Origin of the sequence: Chryseobacterium sp. IHB B 17019, from assembly GCF_001456155.1 — a bacterium.
GTDB lineage: Bacteria > Bacteroidota > Bacteroidia > Flavobacteriales > Weeksellaceae > Chryseobacterium.
Window position 1 is genome coordinate 2,064,596 of sequence record NZ_CP013293.1, and the last position, 18,366, is coordinate 2,082,961.

Here is an 18,366-nt window from a genome sequence, read left to right on the forward strand (position 1 = left end):
ATTTGCCTTAAACACACAGTTAAACAAGTTTTTTAATATTTTTAATACAATAAATTTAAATCATTCAACCTCAATATTCTGTTTCAAAGGTAAATTTTTAGATGAATTTCCGACCATAATTCTGTAAGCTCCTTTTTCTACGATCCAGTTCATCTTCTCATCTAAAAACTGCAATTCTCTTACAGGAACTTCAACTGTAACTTGTTTGGATTCATTAGGTTTTAAATGTACCTTTTGAAAACCTTTCAACTCAATAATCGGTCTTGAAACTGAAGCCAGCAAATCTTTTACATATAACTGAACAACTTCGCTTCCAGCTTTTGAACCTGTATTTCTCACATTTACTTTTGCAATAATGGTGTCATTTTCAGAATATTTGTTTTTATTTAATTGTAAATCAGAAATTTCAAAAGTCGTATAACTCAATCCAAAACCAAACGGATACAACGGTTCGCCACTCAAATCATGATAATCATTTCCACGTCCTGTCGGATGATGATTATACGTTAAAGGTAATTGCCCTTCTTCAACTGGGAACGTAATTGGTAGTTTTCCTGAAGGATTTTCAGCCCCGAAAAGCACCTTTGCAACCGCATTTCCACCTTCTTCTCCGGGATACCAAACATCTAAAATTGCTCCGACTTCATCTTTCCAATTTGTAGTTTTTATGGCAGAACCACCGACTAAAACAACTGTTACCGGTTTATTTAATTTTGAAACTTCATGAATAAATTGTTCCTGATTTCCAGGCAGACTTAAGGACGAACGGTCCTGAAATTCACCTTCATGAATTCCGGCTGTAACGATAATATAATCTACATTTTGAGCTTGTTTTAAAGCATCATTACAATCTTTTTGATAGTCATTTAAGCCATAATTCCATATTAATTCAATATTTGCCTCACCCCTATTTTCATGGAATTCAACAACGATATCAGATTTTTGTCCTTTCACAAAATTTATGTCAACCGTTTTCGTTGAATAACTCAGTTTTTCCCAATTGTCAATCAATAATTTTCCATTTAAATACAATCTGAAGCCATCATTTCCTCTTAAACCAAGTTGATATTTTCCTGAATTTGGAGCTTCCAATTTTCCCGTCCATCGAACGCTGTAATTGTCGGGTTGCAGTTTTTCGGGATTTGGGGAATATAATGTCCATTTGAAATTTAATTGTTCGTCCTGTTTTTCAAAAGCTGGATTTCCTTTTAAATCAGAATTGGAAAAATAATTTCCTTTTAAACCTTTTTGATTTTCAGAAGATAGAAATTCACTTGGAATTGTCGTAAAATTTTTCAAATTCCAATCAATTCCTTTTGAATAATTTACTTCAATATCTTTATTTTTAATGAAATTTTTAATTCCATCCAAAATACTTACTTTCTTATTTCCCGGTCCGGAATAACCACCTAATCTTGCATCAACAGCATCTGTTCCGACAACCAAAATCTTTTTAATATTTCCCGAAATCGGAAGCGTTTGATTGTTATTTTGAAGCAAAACAAAAGATTCAATGGCTGTTTTTTCAGCTAAAGGCTTGTGATTTAATTTCTTCAATTCCAAAATAGCTGCATCGGAAACGTAAGGATTTTCAAACAAACCTAGTTCAAATTTCGCTCTCAACACTCTCGAAACCGCATCATCAATTCTTTCCTGTGAAATTCTTCCATCCAAAAACGGCGGAATAAACAATTTGTAATGCTTATATTCTGTCTGGAAAATCACGTCAAGACCTGCATTGATCGCCTGTGCAGAAGCATCATCATAATCTTTTGCCGTAAAATGCAACACATTCGCTCCGCCAACCGCACTTGCATCACTGATCACAAAACCTTTGAAATTCCATTCTTTTTTTAATTTTTCTGTCAATAACCACTGATTTGCCGTTGAAGGTCTACCGTCAAGCAGATTGTATGAAGTCATTACCGACCTGCTTTTGCCTTGTCTAAAGGCTTTTTGAAAAGGAATCAAATGCGTTTCTTCCAAATATCTTTTACTCCAATGAATTGGATATGAGTCTCTTCCACCTTCTCCAACATTCGCTAAAAAGTGTTTCGGAGTGGTGATAATTCCCTGATTTTCAAAAGAACTAACGAAATTTACGCCCATCACGGAAGTCAAAAACGGATCTTCTCCGTAAGTTTCCTCCGTTCTACCCCATCGAACGTCGCTGGCCAAATTGACAACGGGCGTCAAAATCTGACGAATTCCTCTCAATCTCGATTCCCTTGCAATCGCTGTCGAAACTTCTTTCATCAATTCAGGATTGAAAGTTGCCGACAAACCGATTGCTTGTGGAAAAGCAGTTGCACCTTCACGCATTAATCCGTGTAAAGCCTCATCAAAAGGGATAATTGGAATTCCCAATCGAGATTCTTCCACAAAATATTTTTGAATCGCATTGATTTTTTTGGCTAATCTTTCCGCGTCTTCATTCGCATTATATTTTAATAGTTGTCCCGCTGCTCCGTCTCCGTGATTTCCTGCGCTGACCTGCAATCCAAAGATTCCGTGTGAATACTGACCTTTCGGAACATTATCCAAATCTCCGGGAATCATGAAGCACTGCCAGAATTTTTCTTCGGGCGTCATTCTTTTCAATAAATCCTGTACTCTGGCTTCAACAGGCTGTTTTGGGTCTTTATACAAAGGTTTTTGAGCAGAAATAAAAACCGAACTCAACAATGAAATTCCAATTAATTTTAATCTCAATTTCATTATTGCGTTATTTGAATTACTGTTGAATATTTTAATTGACTTCTCTCTTTTGGTAAATTAATTTCAATTGAATTCCCAGATTTTTTCCATTGAATTTTACTTGAGATTCCTAAGACTTTTAATGATTTTGGTTTAAAATTGCCAGGAATTATAAAACTTAACGTTGATGGAGCTTGATAATTTGTTTTTTCATCCAAGTGAAAAATATTAATCGTTTTCCCATTTTTGCTTTGAGTATAATAAAAACTCCCATCGTGATAAGGAGCAATTGCTCTTGTTGCGAAAACCGCCGATTGATTATTATCCATCCAGCCCGAAATTTCTTTTAATCTTTCGTAAACCACGGCATCATAGTCCCCGTTTGGCCCGGGAGCGATGTTCATCAGGTAATTTCCGCCTCTTGAAATGATTTTAATTAACGTTTCAATGATTTTCTGAGACGATTTATAATTGTCATTAGGAACATAAGAAAACGAATCTCCCATTGTGATGCAACTTTCCCACGGAATCGGAAGCGCATGCTCCGGAACGGCCTGTTCGGGTGTCACATAATTTTCCCATTTTCCAGGAACAGTACGGTCTACGATGATAATTCCAGGTTGATTTTTGCGGGCCATTGTCCCGACTTTATCCATATCAATGTCCTGTTCGACCTTGATGGTTCGCTGCCATTCTACCTTTGGATCAATTGTATTGAAAGGTCGAACCCAACCTCCATCCAACCAAAGAATATCGATTTTACCGTAGTTTGAAGTGATTTCATTTAATTGATTAAATGTGAATTTCTTGAAATTTTCCCACCTTTCAGGGTATTTTTTCGGATCATAATTTACATTTCTGTCTTTTGGTGGGAAATACGGCCACCAATAATCATCAGAATGCCAATCTGGTTTTGAGAAATAGGCTCCGATTTTGAAGCCGTCTTTTCTGAATGTATTGAAAATTTCCTTCGTAACATCCGCTTTCGGATTTTTGGAAAAAGGTGTTTTTGAGGAAGTAATCTTATAATCAGACTGTTGTGTATCAAACATCGCAAGACCATCGTGATGCTTTGTTGTGAACACCACATATTTCATTCCTGCTTTTTTCGTTGCATCAGCCCATTTTTGTGGATTAAATTGTGTCGGATTGAAAGTTGTCTGAAGATTTTCGTAATTTTTTACATATTCAGTGTAAGATTTTCCGTACTCGGGTTTACGCTGTGTCCAGGATTCGTCTTCAGGACATAAGCTCCAACTTTCAACAATCCCCCACTGGCTGTACGTTCCCCAATGCATAAACAGTCCGAATTTTAAATCCTGCCAATTCTCAAGATTCTGAATAACAAGCGGATCCGTCGGTTTTTGATAGCCTTCTGAAACATTGTGAGCCTGCGAAAAAAATGTTGAAGAAAGTAAAAGTGATGACAGGAATATGATTTTAGTTTTTTGTCTGATGAACATTAAGTTTAGTTTTCGCTAATTTAATCATCATTTATTTAACCACAAAAAGAACAAAAATTTTAGATTGAGAATGAGGTTTAGTTTAAGTTAAATTTTTAAATGTAGATTCGATATTTGGATAAGAAAATTCAAATCCACTTTTCATTAATTTTTCGGGATAGACATTTCTGCTTTTTAATAGTAATTCTGTTTCTGTTTTTAGAAATATTGAAGCGATTTCCAGTTGCCAAACCGGAGCATTTAACCCGAAAGGAGCTTTCATTTGTTGTCTCAATTTTCTCATGAATTCTTCATTAGATAAAGGATTTGGAGCTGTTATATTGATTGCTCCAACAATATTTTCATGATTGATAATATATTCAACAGCTTTACAAAAATCATCAATATGAATCCAGCTTACATTTTGATTTCCTCTTCCCTGCTTCCCACCCAGACCTAATATTGTTATCAATTTTAATTTCGGAAAAGCTCCTCCGTTATTGCCCAAAACGATTGAAGTTCGCAAAGCAACTTTCCGCACATTTTCATTTTTAATAGTAAAAAATTCTTTTTCCCAGCTTTTACAGATATTCATTGAAAAATCATCGCCGATAATTCCGTTTTCTTCTGTGTTTAGATGTATTTCTGAATGAACATAAATGGTTGCTGAGCTTGCATTCAACCAAACTTTTGGCTTATTAATACAGTTATCAACAGCTTGTTGAAGAACTTTTGTGCTTTCAATTCTTGAAGAATAAATTTCTTTTTTATTTTTCTCAATGTATCTGCAATCAACTGATTTTCCTGTGAGGTTGATTAAAACATCAGCGTTTTCAAGCAAATCTTTCCATTCCCCTAAAGTTTTTGCATTCCAAAAAATTTCGTTTCTACTTTTTGGATTGCGGGTTAAAATATAAACTTCATTTCCTTTTTTAGTAAAATATTTTTCCAGGTTTTGTCCGAGGAAACCGGTTCCGGCTGCGATAATTATTTTCATTTGTTTGGTTTTTTGTTGATTATTGCAAATTGATTGAATGTTGAGATGCTTCGACAGGCTCAACATGAGATTGCGAATACTAACTGTTAAATTAACTTTCTGCGGTTGTTTTAATTAAATTATTTCGCTTCAAGAGAAATCTTATAAGATAATTTTTAAGAAAAAGCTTATTAAAAACTTTTCCAATGATTCCAAATGGAGATTCAAATTCCAGAATATCTGTCATTACCGTGTTTTTGCCTTCTTGTGTGAAAGTATGCTGATTTTGAATGATTTAAAAGTTCCTTTCAACATAACATCCGTGAACTGGTGTGGCTTTTCCATGCTTACGATTTTTGATGTATGAGTTTGATAAAAACCTAAATGTTTTGCTCTCCAGGTCACTGTTTCTCCTTCCTCAATTAAGCCTGAAACCCTTCCAGCAATTGCTTTTTCATTGGTTTTTGAAGTTGATTCCTGATGTAAATCAATATTTCTTGCTAAGTCGAATACCGTCTTGATATCCGCTTCTATTGTTGTTTTTATAAAAATTTTAGACATAAAGATATATTAACAGGATTAAAACTAAGGTTCTGTACGTGATCCAGCTTATGGTCGGAAGAAAATTCAATTTCAAAATTCCGCATCTTCTCAAATGCTCTAAAAACATGATGAATACAACGATTCCAAAATAAATAACTGAAAAAATTGAACTTATATTTAAAAATAATGCAGGGATTAAAAGGAATGTTCCAATCAAAGAAACCGTCATCATATTTCCAAGATAATCCCAGATTTTTTCTTTTAAATATACTTTTAAAAATATCGTCTGCCATACTATCTGGCCTATGCAAATCATAAATTCTCTAAGAAAATTCTGACTTAAATTCAAATCTAATTTTGCCGTAAACAAACTCAAAATATAAGATGAAAAAAGTACGACAAACGCAATGTAAGTAAGCCTGTATTTCAAATTAAAATCAGGAACACAAGACTGTTCTGTGTAATCTTTTCCTGATGGAATAATCTGTTTCCGGTTATAAGAAACAAAAGAATACAGCTTTTTGAAAAACCAATACAGAGGTTGAATTCTGGCAACTTTCTCCAACAATGGAAAGGAATTCCCGATAATCAAAAGCAGGCTGTCCACCCCATAAATAACTTGATTTTTAGCATGATCCACCAATGCAATTTCGTTTTTTGCCCGGTTGAAATTTATAAGGTTTTTATTCTTAAAACTCAGTTCCGTAAAGGCTTCTCTCCCATTTTCTTCCAACATTCCGGATTTTATAAAACCCTTAGAATAGATGTTGCACATTGGGCATTCGTTGTCGTAGATGAGGGTGTGGTTTTTGAGGGTTTTCATTTGTTTATTTTTAAAGATTTGTAAGTTTTATAATTATCATAAACAAATATTAGCGCCATAAATGGACTATAATACAATGCTAACATTGGAATCACAATTAGAAAAGACATAAATTGCATTTCTGCAAAAATTATCATTCCTATTAAAGAAAGATAAATTGGTATAATAAAAAATCCATAAATTTTAAATAATAAAGATTTTTTATATTCGTAAGAACATCTTATTAAATAACTCACTGATTGAGAAACTCCCACTCCAAAATAAAAAAGCCAAATCATTTTTTCGTTTCCTACAATAAATGCAATTAAAACAATCATTGAAATAATCACAAAAATCGTCACTTGAAAATAAAAGTCATTTTTAGCAAAATTTTCCATAGCAATAAATTTTAAAAGTTTATTCTTTTAGTTTTTCCTCCGAAATAAAAAATCAGAAATAAATGAATGATTAAATTTTTCATAATTATTATATTTTCAATAATTTTTGAAAGTTTATTTGAAATAAAAAAGGATTTTCAAGTCCTTTATTTTAATAAGTTGGTTATTTTACCGACCAGCCAGTGATCATCACTCTTTATCGCCAGATCCATAATATTGTTGATTTTTCCTGTGACAGAGCTGAAATCGTCCATTAATTTTATAAATTCTTTGGCCTCGTCAGAATCTTTATCTTCAATATTTTTTAATTCTTCAAGGAAAGAAATTACCGGCTCAATCTCTCTTTTCCTGCGTTCTTTGGTAATCTGTTTGAATAAATACCACACATCTTTTTCAGCTACAAAATATTCTTTTCTCTCCCCTTTTACGAATTCTTTTTTTACAATCCCCCAATCCATCAGCGCGCGCAAATTCATATTGGCATTTCCTCTTGAAATTTCCAGCTGCTCCATCACCTCATCCGTAGAAAGCGGCTTGCCACTCACCAAAAGCAATGCATGAACCTGCGCCATCGTACGATTGATCCCCCAATTGGTAGCAAATGTTCCCCAGGTCTGAATGTATTTTTCTTTTGCTTCTGAAAGTTTCATTTTATCTTCTTTTAATTTCTTATACAAATGTAATCATAATTTTTGAACTTTCAATAATATTTGAAAGTTTATTTTTATTTAATTGTGAAATACCTTATTCCTTATTTGAAAATTATTCTATAAATAATTAAATTACGTTAAATTTATTTTTATTCTAGGCATTATTTCCTTGCAGATTCAAGACGAATATATTAGTTTTATAATCTTAAATGCTTTTGCGGTATCATCAAAATAACCAGACTTGAAAAATAATATACTTTTTATATTTTTCTTATTACTTTTTATTCCTATTGACAGTCAGAAATCCAGCATTCAGTTTTACAATACTGATAACGGGCTTCCGCAAAATAGCCTGAAAGATATCACGAAAGATAAATACGGTTTTATATGGCTGAGCACAGAAAACGGCATTGCAAGGTACGATGGCAACAGCTTTCTGGTTTATAAAAATTTTCCATTAAATACCCAGCGGTTTCTTTATTTCTACGGTAATGTTGAAAAAGACAGCATTTTCGTAAAAACAGAATTTAAACAAAACCTGCTGATTCACGGAAAAAATCCTAAAGTCTCAAATGTTTTAAGAAATTATCCAATATTTATCCTTAAAAATAATACAAACTATCTTCTATATTGCTCCAACTTCACCTATGCTGCGACCGGAACAAGTTTTTATATGAATTTTAAAGAAGGCAGGTATTATATCCATAAAAATTCTTTGACATACAAAGATTTTACTTCAAAGGTTGAACAAAACTTAGATGTTAAAACTATATACGAAAATGTTCCCAGGGTTTTCGCGATTGATGAAATGCTGTTTTATACAGACTATCAGTCAAAGACCGTTTTGGGAATAAAAAAAGGTAAAATTGTAAATTCTCATCATAATCCGCTACTCACCGACCCCAAAAGCAGGATTTTATGGAGCCAGATCAACAATCAGGTCTTTATCGTGAATAACAGTACAATCTACACCTGCAATTATGAGAACGGACAATTGAAAACAACAAAACTAATTCGCCTGAATAATGTAAAAGACGAAAATTTTGTCAGTATTTATTACGATAAAAAATATAATAAAATTTATCTGGGAAGCAGTATCAATGGATTGCAGGTTATTAGTTTTCCCGACTTTACCTGTATAAAAAGGCCGCCTTCAAAGCCGGAATCTGTTTTTTATTCCACCATTCCCTACGGCAATTCTTCCGTAATTACCACTTTTGGAGAAATTTATAACCGAAACGGACTTGTGGAAGATAAAAAGTTTAAAGATGCTTCTTCTTATTTTCTAGATTATGATGCTGACGGAAATATTATTACATTAAGTGGAAATAACCTGAAAGTTTATCAAAAATCAACCTTTTATAAAGATATTATCACCAAAAAGAATCTTATTATAAAAGATCTTTTTTCCGACGGCCAAAAATATTATGCTTTGCTTAAAGACATAAGAAATGAAAAAGCTATGGTAGTCAACGGGATATTGGCTGTATATAAGGACAAATCTTTGCAATCTCTGGAAAAGAAAATATTTTTCCAAAACGAACCTACAAAATTTATAAAATTTGATAAATATCATCTGCTGGTCGGAACTGTAAAAAATTTATATAAAATATCATTAACGACTAATAAAATTTATAATCTAATTGGCAAGCAACAATTATTTATCCGAAATATTATCCGGTCAAAAGATGGCAATTTCTGGGTATTGACTTTAGGAAAAGGCTTGTATTTGCTGAAGAATAATCGTCTTATCAAAATGCCTTATGATCCGGACAATAATATTTCTTCCCCACATACAATTTTAGAGGATAAAAATGGCTTTTTTTGGATTTCCACCAACAACGGTTTGTACAAAATTCTTGAAAGCCAGTTGCTGGAATATGCTGAGAATAAGAGATCCAAGGTGTATTATTACAAGTATTCCAAGGATGCAGGTTTTAATATTAACGAATTCAATGGAGGCAGTAATATTTGTGGCAATATATTAGAGAATGGTGATTTTGTACTTCCTTCCCTGAATGGGCTTGTTTTTTTTAATCCCTTAAAAGTAAAGTCGTATTATCCTGAAAACCTTTATATAGAAAGGGCCGTTGTCAATAATAAGGAGCAATATTTTAAAAATAATCTGTCTCTGGATCAGGATGTTAATCGTATAGATATTTTCATTGATGTTCCGTATTATTCCAACCTGGATAATGTAGTAATAGAAGCAAAATTAGGCAATTCACCCAATGCAAAATGGGAGCCGATAGGAAAAGACAGGAAATTTTCTATCTCAAGTCTCGGGTATGGCAATCATTCTTTAATGGTAAAAATGCTCGTTTCTGATGAAGGGAAATTTATCTATAAAAAAATAAATATTATTGTTCCACCATATTTTTATCAGACATTATGGTTTAAAATAGTAACCTCTTCCTTATTATTATTGTTATTGTATTTCCTGGTAAAATGGAGAATTAATTTTTTGAAAAAGAAAAACCAGGAATTGGAAAAAACGATTGCCTCCCGCACCAAAAGTCTTTCCGATACAGTAGAAAAATTAGAAATAACCAAGGCAAAACTCCATAAAGAAGTTGAACAGCAGAAAAAGCTTATCGGTACCATTACCCACGACATCACAACGCCCATCAAATTCATTGCACTTACAGCAAAAGAAGTATTGGATGCGGAGAATTTTAATGAACAGCTCACGGGGAAAATTCTTAATTCCATTCATAAATCATCTGATCAATTGTACAATTTTACGATGACCTTAAAAGAATATGCCGATATCTACACTCATCACAGACTGGATGATTCTGAACTTTATTCATTACATCAGCTTATTGAAGATAAAAAAATACTTTTTGATGAAATAGCAAAAAACAACGGTACGGTCATCATCAACAATGTAGATAAAGCTTTATCGATATGGATCAGTAAAAATATACTGTCTGCAATTGTTCATAATTTAATTGACAATTCTGTGAAGTACACAAAAAACGGAACTATTACCATTGAAAGCACCAATGAAGATGAACATATTTCTTTACTGATCACAGACACCGGCATCGGCATGGAACAAAAGAAAATAGAATATTATACAAGACTGCAGGATAATATCGAAAACGAAAAGTTATTATTGCAAAAATACGGCATGGGCTTACATCTCGTATTGCAGCTGCTGCAAATGATCGATGGGAAAATTATCTTCGAAAAAAACAAATTACAGGGAACTTCTTTCAAATTGATTTTAATAAATAAAAAAAATGCTTAGAAAAATTCTTATTGCTGACGATCATGATATAGTACTGGTGGGGACGAGTATTATTTTAGAGTCCAGAATTCAAAATGTATCCATAGACCAGGCCGAAGATTATCCGAAAACACTGGAGAAAATCTCCAGACAAAAGTACGACCTTGTCATCCTGGACATTAACATGCCCGAAAGTAAAAACAAAAAAATGATTTCCGAAATCAAAATGCTTGATCCTGATATCAAAATATTGATTTTCTCGGCTTATGAAGAAGAAATAGCAGTACAATACCTCAAAGAAGGAGCCAATGGATACATCAGCAAGCTAAGCAAATCCGATGAAATATCAGATGCGGTGAATAAAATTTTATCAGACGGATACTACTATCCATCCGGTATTATTAATCAGCTCCTCAACGAATCGCCGCTGGATTCTATTAAAAATTTATCCGAAAGGGAATACGAAATTTTCATCCTCATGGTGGAAGGAAACGGCAATTTGGAAATTTCAAATAAGATGAATATCCAGATGCCCACCATCAGCACCTACAAAAAAAGAATTCATAAAAAACTAAAAACTAATAACATAGCAGATCTCATCAAGCTTTACCAGACTTATATAGCTTAATTAACAAAAATATAATAATTCACATTTTGTAGAATTTTTTCTACAATGCATATTATTTTTTTCTACAAGATAGATTGTTTTTTCTAAACCAGATTCTATAATTTTACATTATGATTAATAAACAATTATTAATATTTGTTAATATAATAACAAATTGACAATAAAATTCAATATTAATTATAAACTAATAACCTAAACTTTTGCATCATTTCAGATCATTATTAATTTGAATTGAAAGAATCTAAGCTATTAAAAACAAAAATAAATGTCTAAAAATTTTACAAAAGTATGGCAGTCCATAGCATTGCTAAGTTCTTGCATTGCCTTTGCTCAAACCGGAAATATCGGGGTAAATACTCCAAATCCGGGATCGACAATGGATATCAACGGGTCTGTAGCTGCAAAATACAATGCAGTAACCAGTACTAATTATAATTTAACGGCAACAGATTTTCATGTCTCATATAACGGTACTTCCAACGCTGTATTCAATCTTCCTTCGGCTATCAGCGGGGTTGGAAACTTCAAGGGCCGTATGTATACGATTAAGAATAACACAAATTTCACTATAACGGTAAATTCTGCAGCACCGGAAACAATCAATGGAAACGCAAGTGTTTTAGTTCCTGCCAATCAGAGCATACAGGTAATTAACACTGGTCTTACGGGAGCTAATCCTACGTGGGAAATAATGCCACTAGGTTCTTCAATAACAGCCAGCAACGGCCTTACACTCTCCGGTACGGATGTGAGGTTGGGAGGTACACTATCCCAGCCAACCAACATTGCTACTGCAGGAAATAATTTAAGCATCAACGGTACAGGAAAAGTTTTAGTAGGGACCAACACAGTTCCTACAGGAGCATCAAATGCAAAAATCGTTATTGACAACGGAACTACAAGCGGTGCTTTACAAATCAAAGACGGAACACAGCAATTGGGTTACGTTTTGACGAGTGATGCTAACGGTTTGGCTACATGGTCATCCACAACGACAACAGCATTTGCCAATAGCTGGACTTCCTACACAGGTACTTTGGTCAATCCTTTTACTGCAAGTCCGGGAGGCCTTCTTCAGACAGGAATTTCAGTGACAATTCCTGCAAAAGGATGGTATTTTTTCCGTTGTGGGGTGACAATACAATCAAACTGTAATGATTATGGGTTTTATATTGACGGAGTAGGTGAAATTTGGAGAACTTACTGTAACGTTGCAGATGTTCAGATGATGTCTCCGAGAGATCAAAACCGAGTACTTTATTTTTCTACTCCAGGTACTTATTCGGTTGTAGCTGTAAAAACTAATGCTACTGTACCGACTGGATTTAATATTGGAAATCCTGCCTTTTATCTGGATTTTGTGAAATTCCAAAACTAAGATTATTGTAAATTATTTCCCCTCCTTTCTCCCTTATTTAAGTCAAGGCAAAACCTTGCAGGTGATGAAAGAGAAGATAGTTCCCGCTAAAGGAGGGGTTTTTATTTCATTTTAAATTAATTTACTTTAATAAGCTTCATCATACAACAGCAGACATTCAAAGGAATGCCTGCTGTTTTTTTAAAGTAATTTATAGATCTTATTTAATTTTCTCGTAATTCAAATTATTATTTTGGGGATTCATTTTTAAGAAGGATTTCCATTTTTCTTTTTTCTTCTTTTGAAATGCCTTTGGTTTCTACAACAACAACTCCGTTTTGAGCCTTTCCGGAAAAGAGACCGGAAGCTTTTTCTTTACTAATAACAGAAATATTTTTAATCTTTTTTGAATCCAGCTTTCTAAAAGTTTCCATATCAGCCACAACTCCATTAATAACAATCAAAGGATCCATTCCTGGCTTTTGAGAACTGTTGAAAATATCAGCTTTTCCGGAACCCGACCCTGAAATTGAATTGACAGCCACCCCCGGAACCGCTCCACGAACTGAATTTATATACGCATTGTTTCCTATTTTATTACCAATATTTGAGGTAGGTATTGCCTGTTTTGCTTTGTATGCCTTATTATAAGCCAGGATTTCCAGTTCACGCGCTTGATTTTTTATGTCAAATACATTATTCGGATAGGTGACTTCAGCGGTGTCAGCAACACCACTCAGAGCAGAACCTTTCTTCCTTATTGCCGAAGAAGCTATTGTCTCTGAACTTGCTACCATGGATGCTTTTTCTTTCCTGATTCCCGTTGTTATTACTTCTTCGATATTTTGCCTCTTCAATGTATCCATCATTTTACTTTCCACAACCGGTGCTGCATCTTCGCGGGATTCCTGAATCTGCATTTCATAAGCCGGCTTAGGTAACTCATAAGACTTTGGAACATGATGATAAGCTATTTTTACAGGTGGTGGTAACGTTTCATTTTGAATATTAGCCTTCACCATACTATCAACTTTTTGAATATCTGAAGGAACTGAAACTGTCGGTAAGTTAGGTTCAAACTTAGTTTCAGCGATAGCAGGCTTTACAATTCCTGTATTTTCTTCCTTATTATTAAAGTAAAAAATTCCGGATCCAATAAGTAAACTGGCAGCAATTCCGTAAGGAAGCCATACCGGAAGAATTTTTTTCTTCTCCTTTTTTTTATCTAATTTTTCTTCAATAGTATTCCAAACTTTTTCAAACCCAGGAAAAGTCGCAGGTTCTTCCGTTTTAGAAGCCTCATTGAAAGTTTTATCTATATCGTGATTATTTTCCATTGTTTAAAGTTTAAATATTTTGATGTACCAAAAGTTCCTGAAGTTTTTTTCTGGCAAAATTGAGCTGGGATTTCGATGTTCCTTCGCTGATAGAAAGCATCAGGGCAATTTCCTTATGAGGATAGCCTTCAATCGCAAACAGATTAAATATCGCCCGGCAACCTTCTGGAAGAAAGTTTAGCAGGCTTAAAATATCTTTTTCAAACGACGCATTTTCCAATGTAAAATCGGAATTTTCCAGATGATATTCCTCCAGGGAAATATGAAGTGCTTTATTGGCTCTTAATTTTTGTAAACATTCATTGACAGCAATTTTCCTCGCCCAAGCCTCAAAAATATCAGGATTCTGAAGCTGATGGATCTTTGTGAAAATTTTGTAAAAACTATCAGCCAGGGCTTCTTCAATATCTTCATCATTTTTCAGATACCGTTTGCAGACCGAATACAGTTTTCCCGCCATCTTTTCGTAAACCTTCCGCTGGGCATTGCGGTCGTTACGTTGACATTCTAACAGTAGCTCTATTTCCATAATCAGGCATTATACATATATAGATGCGGAAATTTAAAGAAAGGTTGGATAGAAATCTGATTTTTTTTAAAATAATTTAAAAAACAACCAATAAATAAGCGTAAAAACCTTTTAGAGCCAGCTTTCTCGGCATCTTCTCCGCTTTCTAAAGCTTAAAAAAAACCGAATATTAAATTTAACTTTCCTTTTTGTAACACATCTGTAATAATAACGACTATTCATTTAAATAATCTTTATAGTAATGAAAAAAACTAAAATTGCGTCATTACTTTTTGTTTTGTCTGCAGGAAGTATGATGTTTGCTCAGGATGACTTAATCAACAAGTTAAAAAACAATCAATCTCAAAATGCTAATTTCCAGTTTACCACGTTGAAAGATGTAGGGGCAACTTCTGTGAAAAACCAGGGTTCTTCAGGAACTTGCTGGAGCTATTCCGGGAATTCTTTCCTTGAATCTGAAATGCAGAGAATGGGAAAAAAGCCTGTAGACTTGGCAGAAATTTTCACTGCAAGATATTCTTATCACGATAAAGCAAAATTGTATGTGCTGAATAATGGAGCGATCAACTGGGGAGATGGAGGTGAATTGCATGACGTCATCAATATGTACAAAAAATACGGAGCAGTTCCTCAAGACGCTTACACAGGGTTGAAACAAGGACAGACCATCAATAATTTCTCTGAAATGCAGGGTAAATTAAAGCCTGTTTTAGACAGCTTGGTTCAGGCCTCTCAAAAAGGCAAACTGTCTGATAATTGGATGTCTGCCGTAGATGCAATTTTAGATGAATATTTAGGAAAAGTTCCTTCTAATTTTACTTATGGAGGAAAAAATTACACTCCTCACACATTTGCTAAGGAAGTTGTAGGGATTAACGCTGAAGATTATGTAGAAATTTCCTCTTATAAAGATTATCCATACTATCAAAAATTTGTAGTTCCGATTCCTGATAACTGGAGCCATGATTCCGACTGGAACGTTCCGATGAAAGATTTGACGACAATCATTGATAATGCTGTAAACAAAGGATATTCGGTGGGTTGGGCAACAGACGTTTCCGAACCGTATTTTTCTTATAAAAACGGGGTGGCTTATGTTCCTGATATGGATTTAGACCAAATCAATGCAGAAAACCAAGGAACTTTATTCACAGAACCGAAAAAAGATAAAACGATTACAGAAGATATGCGTCAGAAAGCGCTTAACAACCTTTCTACAACGGATGATCACGGAATGCATATCGTAGGACTGGCAAAAGATCAGACAGGAAAAGAATATTATATGGTGAAAAATTCCTGGGGTGTGACCAACGATTTCGAAGGTTATCTATATGCCACAAAACCTTATATTGAATACAAATCAACCGCCATTTTGGTCCATAAAGATGCTCTTCCGAAAAGCATCAAAAAGCAATTGAAGCCAACCAAAAGTATTGGCCTGTAAAGATCACACTTGTCATTAGATGATGACAAATTAGATATTTAAATCTGTTAAAAAAACCGCCTTAAGATATTTCTTAAGGCGGTTTCGTTTAAAAATTTAAATAGGTAAATCAAGATATATGAAATTGTCAATAGTGAATTTTACCTCGTAAGTGAATAGTTGATGCCAATTTAAAAAAGTTGTAAATCAAATTGACGACGAAGCAGATTCACCATTAACAATTACTTTTTTAATAAAGCACTCCCAAACTTTCTGCTGAAAAATCTAAAATTGCTTCTGTATTTTGTTCTTTAATTTTTTTCGCCCAAAGCGGATCTTGTAATAATGCACGACCAACCGCAACAAGGTCAAAATCTCCTCTTTCCATTCTTCTTGTCAGCTCGGTTAAATCTGCTTTTTCACTTCCCTGCCCGGCGAAAGCTCCCATCACATCACCTTGCAAACCTACGGAACCTACTGTAATGGTTGGCTGCCCGGTAATTTTCTTTACCCAACCTGCAAAATTCAGGTCGGAACCTTCAAATTCAGATTCCCAGAAACGTCTTTGTGAACAGTGGAAAATGTCTACTCCCGCTTCTTTTAAAGGCAACAACCAATCTTCCATTTCTTGCGGATTACTCGCCAATTTTGATGAATAATCCTGTTGTTTCCATTGAGAAAGGCGAATAATAATAGTGAAATCCTCTCCTACCGCAGCCCTGATTGCTTTTACCACATCAACCGCAAAACGGCTCCTTTCCTTGATATTTTTACCGCCATATTCATCCGTTCTTGTATTGGTAACTTCCCAGAAAAACTGGTCGATCAGATATCCGTGAGCTCCGTGAATTTCAATAACATCAAATCCTAAGTCTTTTGCAGATTTTGCAGAAGCCGCAAACTGCGCAATCGTATCCTGAATATCTTCCAACGTCATTGTAGAAGCTTTTTCCATGTCAATTAAAGGATAATCTGCGGAACTTCTCGTGTCACCAACATGCCAGATCTGAGGGCCCATTTTACCGCCGTTTTCATGAACGGCATCGATTACGTTTCTCCATCCGTTTAATGCTTCTGTTCCGTAGAAATCAGGAATATTCTGCATATTTTTTGATGCCGGTCTGTTGATCACGGTTCCTTCAGAAAGGATCAAACCTACTTCCGAAGCTGCTCTTCTTGCATAATAATCTGCAATTTTCTGAGTCGGAACTCCGTTGTCAGATTGGGCTCTTGTCATTGGAGCCATTACTATTCTATTTTTAAGCTGTAAATTCTTGTATTGAAACGGTTTAAATAATGATTCTGTACTCATTTTTAAATTTATTTTTATAATTGTTACACAAAGTAACTAATAATAGTTCGTATTTGTATCTTATGTAGAAAAAAAGTGGTAACTTTACAGTAACTTACATTAGTAACGTAAAAGTAACGTATGAAAAAGAATGAATTAATGGAATACAGCTGTCCTCTAGGCAAAGCAATGTCTGCGCTGGGAAGCAAATGGAAACCCATTATTGTATTGGTAATTAAGGACCGAAAACTACGTTTCGGAGAGCTTGCCGTTCGCATCAATGTTATTTCCAGAAAGGTTCTGACCGATCAATTGCGGGAAATGCAAGCCGATGGATTGGTAATCCGCGAAGAGTTTAAGGAAATCCCTCCAAGAGTGGAATATTCACTGACAGAAAAGGGATTGGCGCTGTTGCCGATTTTGTATCAGTTGGAAGAATGGGAGACGAAATATCATGTTTATGATCCGGAGAAACAAAAGGATTGTAAAACGATTTTGGAAAGTAAGAAGATAAAAAAGGTTGTTGTTTGATGGCTTTAATTTTCAAGAATATTCCTAATCTGAATTTCCAAATTTTCAATTCTATCAAATTTTTTAAACATAACTTGTTTATTATATAAGTTCAATCTAATTATGATTTCTAAGGTTAAATCTAAAGGCTCAATTTCATAACCAAACAAATTGTGGTCAAAATCCATTCCTACTAACAATCCGTCATTATGCATCCCAATACACCAATTTTCTAAAAACTCGGATAAATGTAATTCTTTAATTTCATATTCACTCCATTATCTTTTATACAGGACTTTGCCCTAGCTTTATCGGACCAAAAGCAAATGATTTCATTAGGATTTCCTTCTTCATCTTCTATTTCATTGGATACAGACGTAGCAAAACCGTCATCATTTTTCAAGGCATAAACAATTTCATTTTCTGAAACTTTTTTTACAAAATTTTTGTGGCGGTCTTCTAAGAAGATTTGATCTTGTATCATTTAAATAGTTTATTTTAATTAATCTAAATATACAAATTATGTATAAACAAAAAACCGCCTCCAA

The 18,366-nt window shown here is 34.1% G+C and carries 15 protein-coding genes and 1 pseudogene; 5 read left to right on the forward strand and 11 right to left on the reverse strand.

Annotated features, from left to right (window positions below):
- Positions 1-60 precede the first annotated feature (60 nt).
- The 7 genes from ATE47_RS09550 to ATE47_RS09580 form a co-directional block, all read right to left on the reverse strand.
- Positions 61-2,718 (reverse strand): glycoside hydrolase family 3 N-terminal domain-containing protein, encoded by a 2,658-nt coding sequence (locus ATE47_RS09550; RefSeq protein ID WP_062161753.1) that lies wholly within the window; start codon positions 2,716-2,718, stop codon positions 61-63.
- The gene (locus ATE47_RS09555) at positions 2,718-4,160 is read right to left on the reverse strand and encodes an alpha-L-fucosidase (RefSeq protein WP_062161754.1); all 1,443 of its coding nucleotides are present in this window, start codon (positions 4,158-4,160) and stop codon (positions 2,718-2,720) included. The genes ATE47_RS09550 and ATE47_RS09555 overlap by 1 nt, the downstream gene beginning before the upstream one ends.
- An 82-nt stretch (positions 4,161-4,242) precedes the next feature.
- Positions 4,243-5,136 (reverse strand): TIGR01777 family oxidoreductase, encoded by an 894-nt coding sequence (locus tag ATE47_RS09560; protein WP_062161755.1) that lies wholly within the window; start codon positions 5,134-5,136, stop codon positions 4,243-4,245.
- Between the two features lie 225 nt (positions 5,137-5,361).
- Positions 5,362-5,676: an SRPBCC family protein gene (locus tag ATE47_RS09565; RefSeq protein WP_335338414.1), complete on the reverse strand. Its 315-nt coding sequence runs from the start codon at positions 5,674-5,676 to the stop codon at positions 5,362-5,364.
- Positions 5,669-6,481 (reverse strand): DCC1-like thiol-disulfide oxidoreductase family protein, encoded by an 813-nt coding sequence (locus ATE47_RS09570; protein WP_150114810.1) that lies wholly within the window; start codon positions 6,479-6,481, stop codon positions 5,669-5,671. Before ATE47_RS09570 ends, ATE47_RS09565 begins: the two co-directional genes overlap by 8 nt.
- Complete coding sequence (locus ATE47_RS09575) at positions 6,478-6,858, reverse strand: hypothetical protein (RefSeq protein ID WP_062161757.1); 381 nt, start codon at positions 6,856-6,858, stop codon at positions 6,478-6,480. The genes ATE47_RS09570 and ATE47_RS09575 overlap by 4 nt, the downstream gene beginning before the upstream one ends.
- A 146-nt stretch (positions 6,859-7,004) precedes the next feature.
- Positions 7,005-7,508 (reverse strand): GbsR/MarR family transcriptional regulator, encoded by a 504-nt coding sequence (locus tag ATE47_RS09580; RefSeq protein ID WP_062161758.1) that lies wholly within the window; start codon positions 7,506-7,508, stop codon positions 7,005-7,007.
- A gap of 241 nt (positions 7,509-7,749) precedes the next feature.
- On the opposite strand from ATE47_RS09580, the gene ATE47_RS09585 reads away from it, so the two are divergent.
- The 3 genes from ATE47_RS09585 to ATE47_RS09595 all read left to right on the forward strand — a co-directional run bounded on the left by ATE47_RS09585 (position 7,750) and on the right by ATE47_RS09595 (position 12,749).
- On the forward strand, positions 7,750-10,764 hold the full coding sequence (locus tag ATE47_RS09585) for a sensor histidine kinase (RefSeq protein WP_062161759.1): 3,015 nt from the start codon (positions 7,750-7,752) through the stop codon (positions 10,762-10,764).
- Positions 10,757-11,371 carry a response regulator transcription factor gene (locus ATE47_RS09590; RefSeq protein ID WP_062161760.1) on the forward strand — a complete coding sequence of 205 codons (615 nt, stop codon included), beginning with the start codon at positions 10,757-10,759 and terminating at the stop codon, positions 11,369-11,371. Before ATE47_RS09585 ends, ATE47_RS09590 begins: the two co-directional genes overlap by 8 nt.
- A 265-nt stretch (positions 11,372-11,636) precedes the next feature.
- Positions 11,637-12,749, forward strand: a complete 1,113-nt coding sequence (locus tag ATE47_RS09595; RefSeq protein ID WP_062161761.1) for a hypothetical protein — start codon at positions 11,637-11,639, stop codon at positions 12,747-12,749.
- Between the two features lie 227 nt (positions 12,750-12,976).
- On the opposite strand, the gene ATE47_RS09600 is transcribed toward ATE47_RS09595, so the two are convergent.
- Positions 12,977-14,065, reverse strand: coding sequence for a hypothetical protein (locus tag ATE47_RS09600; RefSeq protein WP_062161762.1), 1,089 nt, complete (start codon positions 14,063-14,065; stop codon positions 12,977-12,979).
- Between the two features lie 10 nt (positions 14,066-14,075).
- A complete protein-coding gene (locus ATE47_RS09605; RefSeq protein WP_062161763.1) occupies positions 14,076-14,594 on the reverse strand; it encodes an RNA polymerase sigma factor in 519 nt (172 codons plus the stop codon).
- 241 nt (positions 14,595-14,835) lie between these two features.
- On the opposite strand from ATE47_RS09605, the gene ATE47_RS09610 reads away from it, so the two are divergent.
- Positions 14,836-16,038, forward strand: coding sequence for an aminopeptidase C (locus ATE47_RS09610; RefSeq protein WP_062161764.1), 1,203 nt, complete (start codon positions 14,836-14,838; stop codon positions 16,036-16,038).
- Between the two features lie 229 nt (positions 16,039-16,267).
- Here the strand turns inward: ATE47_RS09610 and ATE47_RS09615 are convergent, their stop codons facing one another.
- A complete protein-coding gene (locus ATE47_RS09615; protein ID WP_062161765.1) occupies positions 16,268-17,329 on the reverse strand; it encodes an NADH:flavin oxidoreductase in 1,062 nt (353 codons plus the stop codon).
- A gap of 120 nt (positions 17,330-17,449) precedes the next feature.
- Here ATE47_RS09615 and ATE47_RS09620 point away from each other — a divergent pair, with 120 nt between their 5' ends.
- Positions 17,450-17,839 carry a winged helix-turn-helix transcriptional regulator gene (locus tag ATE47_RS09620; RefSeq protein WP_062161766.1) on the forward strand — a complete coding sequence of 130 codons (390 nt, stop codon included), beginning with the start codon at positions 17,450-17,452 and terminating at the stop codon, positions 17,837-17,839.
- Positions 17,840-17,844: 5 nt separating this feature from the next.
- On the opposite strand, the pseudogene ATE47_RS19530 reads toward ATE47_RS09620, so the two are convergent.
- Positions 17,845-18,302: pseudogene (locus ATE47_RS19530) on the reverse strand (DUF2750 domain-containing protein).
- Between the last annotated feature and the right edge of the window lie 64 nt (positions 18,303-18,366).

Excerpts from the sequence above, each read along its gene's own strand:
- ATE47_RS09550 (WP_062161753.1), bottom strand. The coding sequence starts at position 2,718 with ATGAAATTGAGATTAAAATTAATTGGAATTTCATTGTTGAGTTCGGTT.
- ATE47_RS09555 (WP_062161754.1), bottom strand. The coding sequence starts at position 4,160 with ATGTTCATCAGACAAAAAACTAAAATCATATTCCTGTCATCACTTTTA.
- ATE47_RS09560 (WP_062161755.1), bottom strand. The coding sequence starts at position 5,136 with ATGAAAATAATTATCGCAGCCGGAACCGGTTTCCTCGGACAAAACCTG.
- ATE47_RS09565 (WP_335338414.1), bottom strand. The coding sequence starts at position 5,676 with ATGTCTAAAATTTTTATAAAAACAACAATAGAAGCGGATATCAAGACG.
- ATE47_RS09570 (WP_150114810.1), bottom strand. The coding sequence starts at position 6,481 with ATGAAAACCCTCAAAAACCACACCCTCATCTACGACAACGAATGCCCA.
- ATE47_RS09575 (WP_062161757.1), bottom strand. The coding sequence starts at position 6,858 with ATGGAAAATTTTGCTAAAAATGACTTTTATTTTCAAGTGACGATTTTT.
- ATE47_RS09580 (WP_062161758.1), bottom strand. The coding sequence starts at position 7,508 with ATGAAACTTTCAGAAGCAAAAGAAAAATACATTCAGACCTGGGGAACA.
- ATE47_RS09590 (WP_062161760.1), top strand. The coding sequence starts at position 10,757 with ATGCTTAGAAAAATTCTTATTGCTGACGATCATGATATAGTACTGGTG.
- ATE47_RS09595 (WP_062161761.1), top strand. The coding sequence starts at position 11,637 with ATGTCTAAAAATTTTACAAAAGTATGGCAGTCCATAGCATTGCTAAGT.
- ATE47_RS09600 (WP_062161762.1), bottom strand. The coding sequence starts at position 14,065 with ATGGAAAATAATCACGATATAGATAAAACTTTCAATGAGGCTTCTAAA.
- ATE47_RS09605 (WP_062161763.1), bottom strand. The coding sequence starts at position 14,594 with ATGGAAATAGAGCTACTGTTAGAATGTCAACGTAACGACCGCAATGCC.
- ATE47_RS09610 (WP_062161764.1), top strand. The coding sequence starts at position 14,836 with ATGAAAAAAACTAAAATTGCGTCATTACTTTTTGTTTTGTCTGCAGGA.
- ATE47_RS09615 (WP_062161765.1), bottom strand. The coding sequence starts at position 17,329 with ATGAGTACAGAATCATTATTTAAACCGTTTCAATACAAGAATTTACAG.
- ATE47_RS09620 (WP_062161766.1), top strand. The coding sequence starts at position 17,450 with ATGAAAAAGAATGAATTAATGGAATACAGCTGTCCTCTAGGCAAAGCA.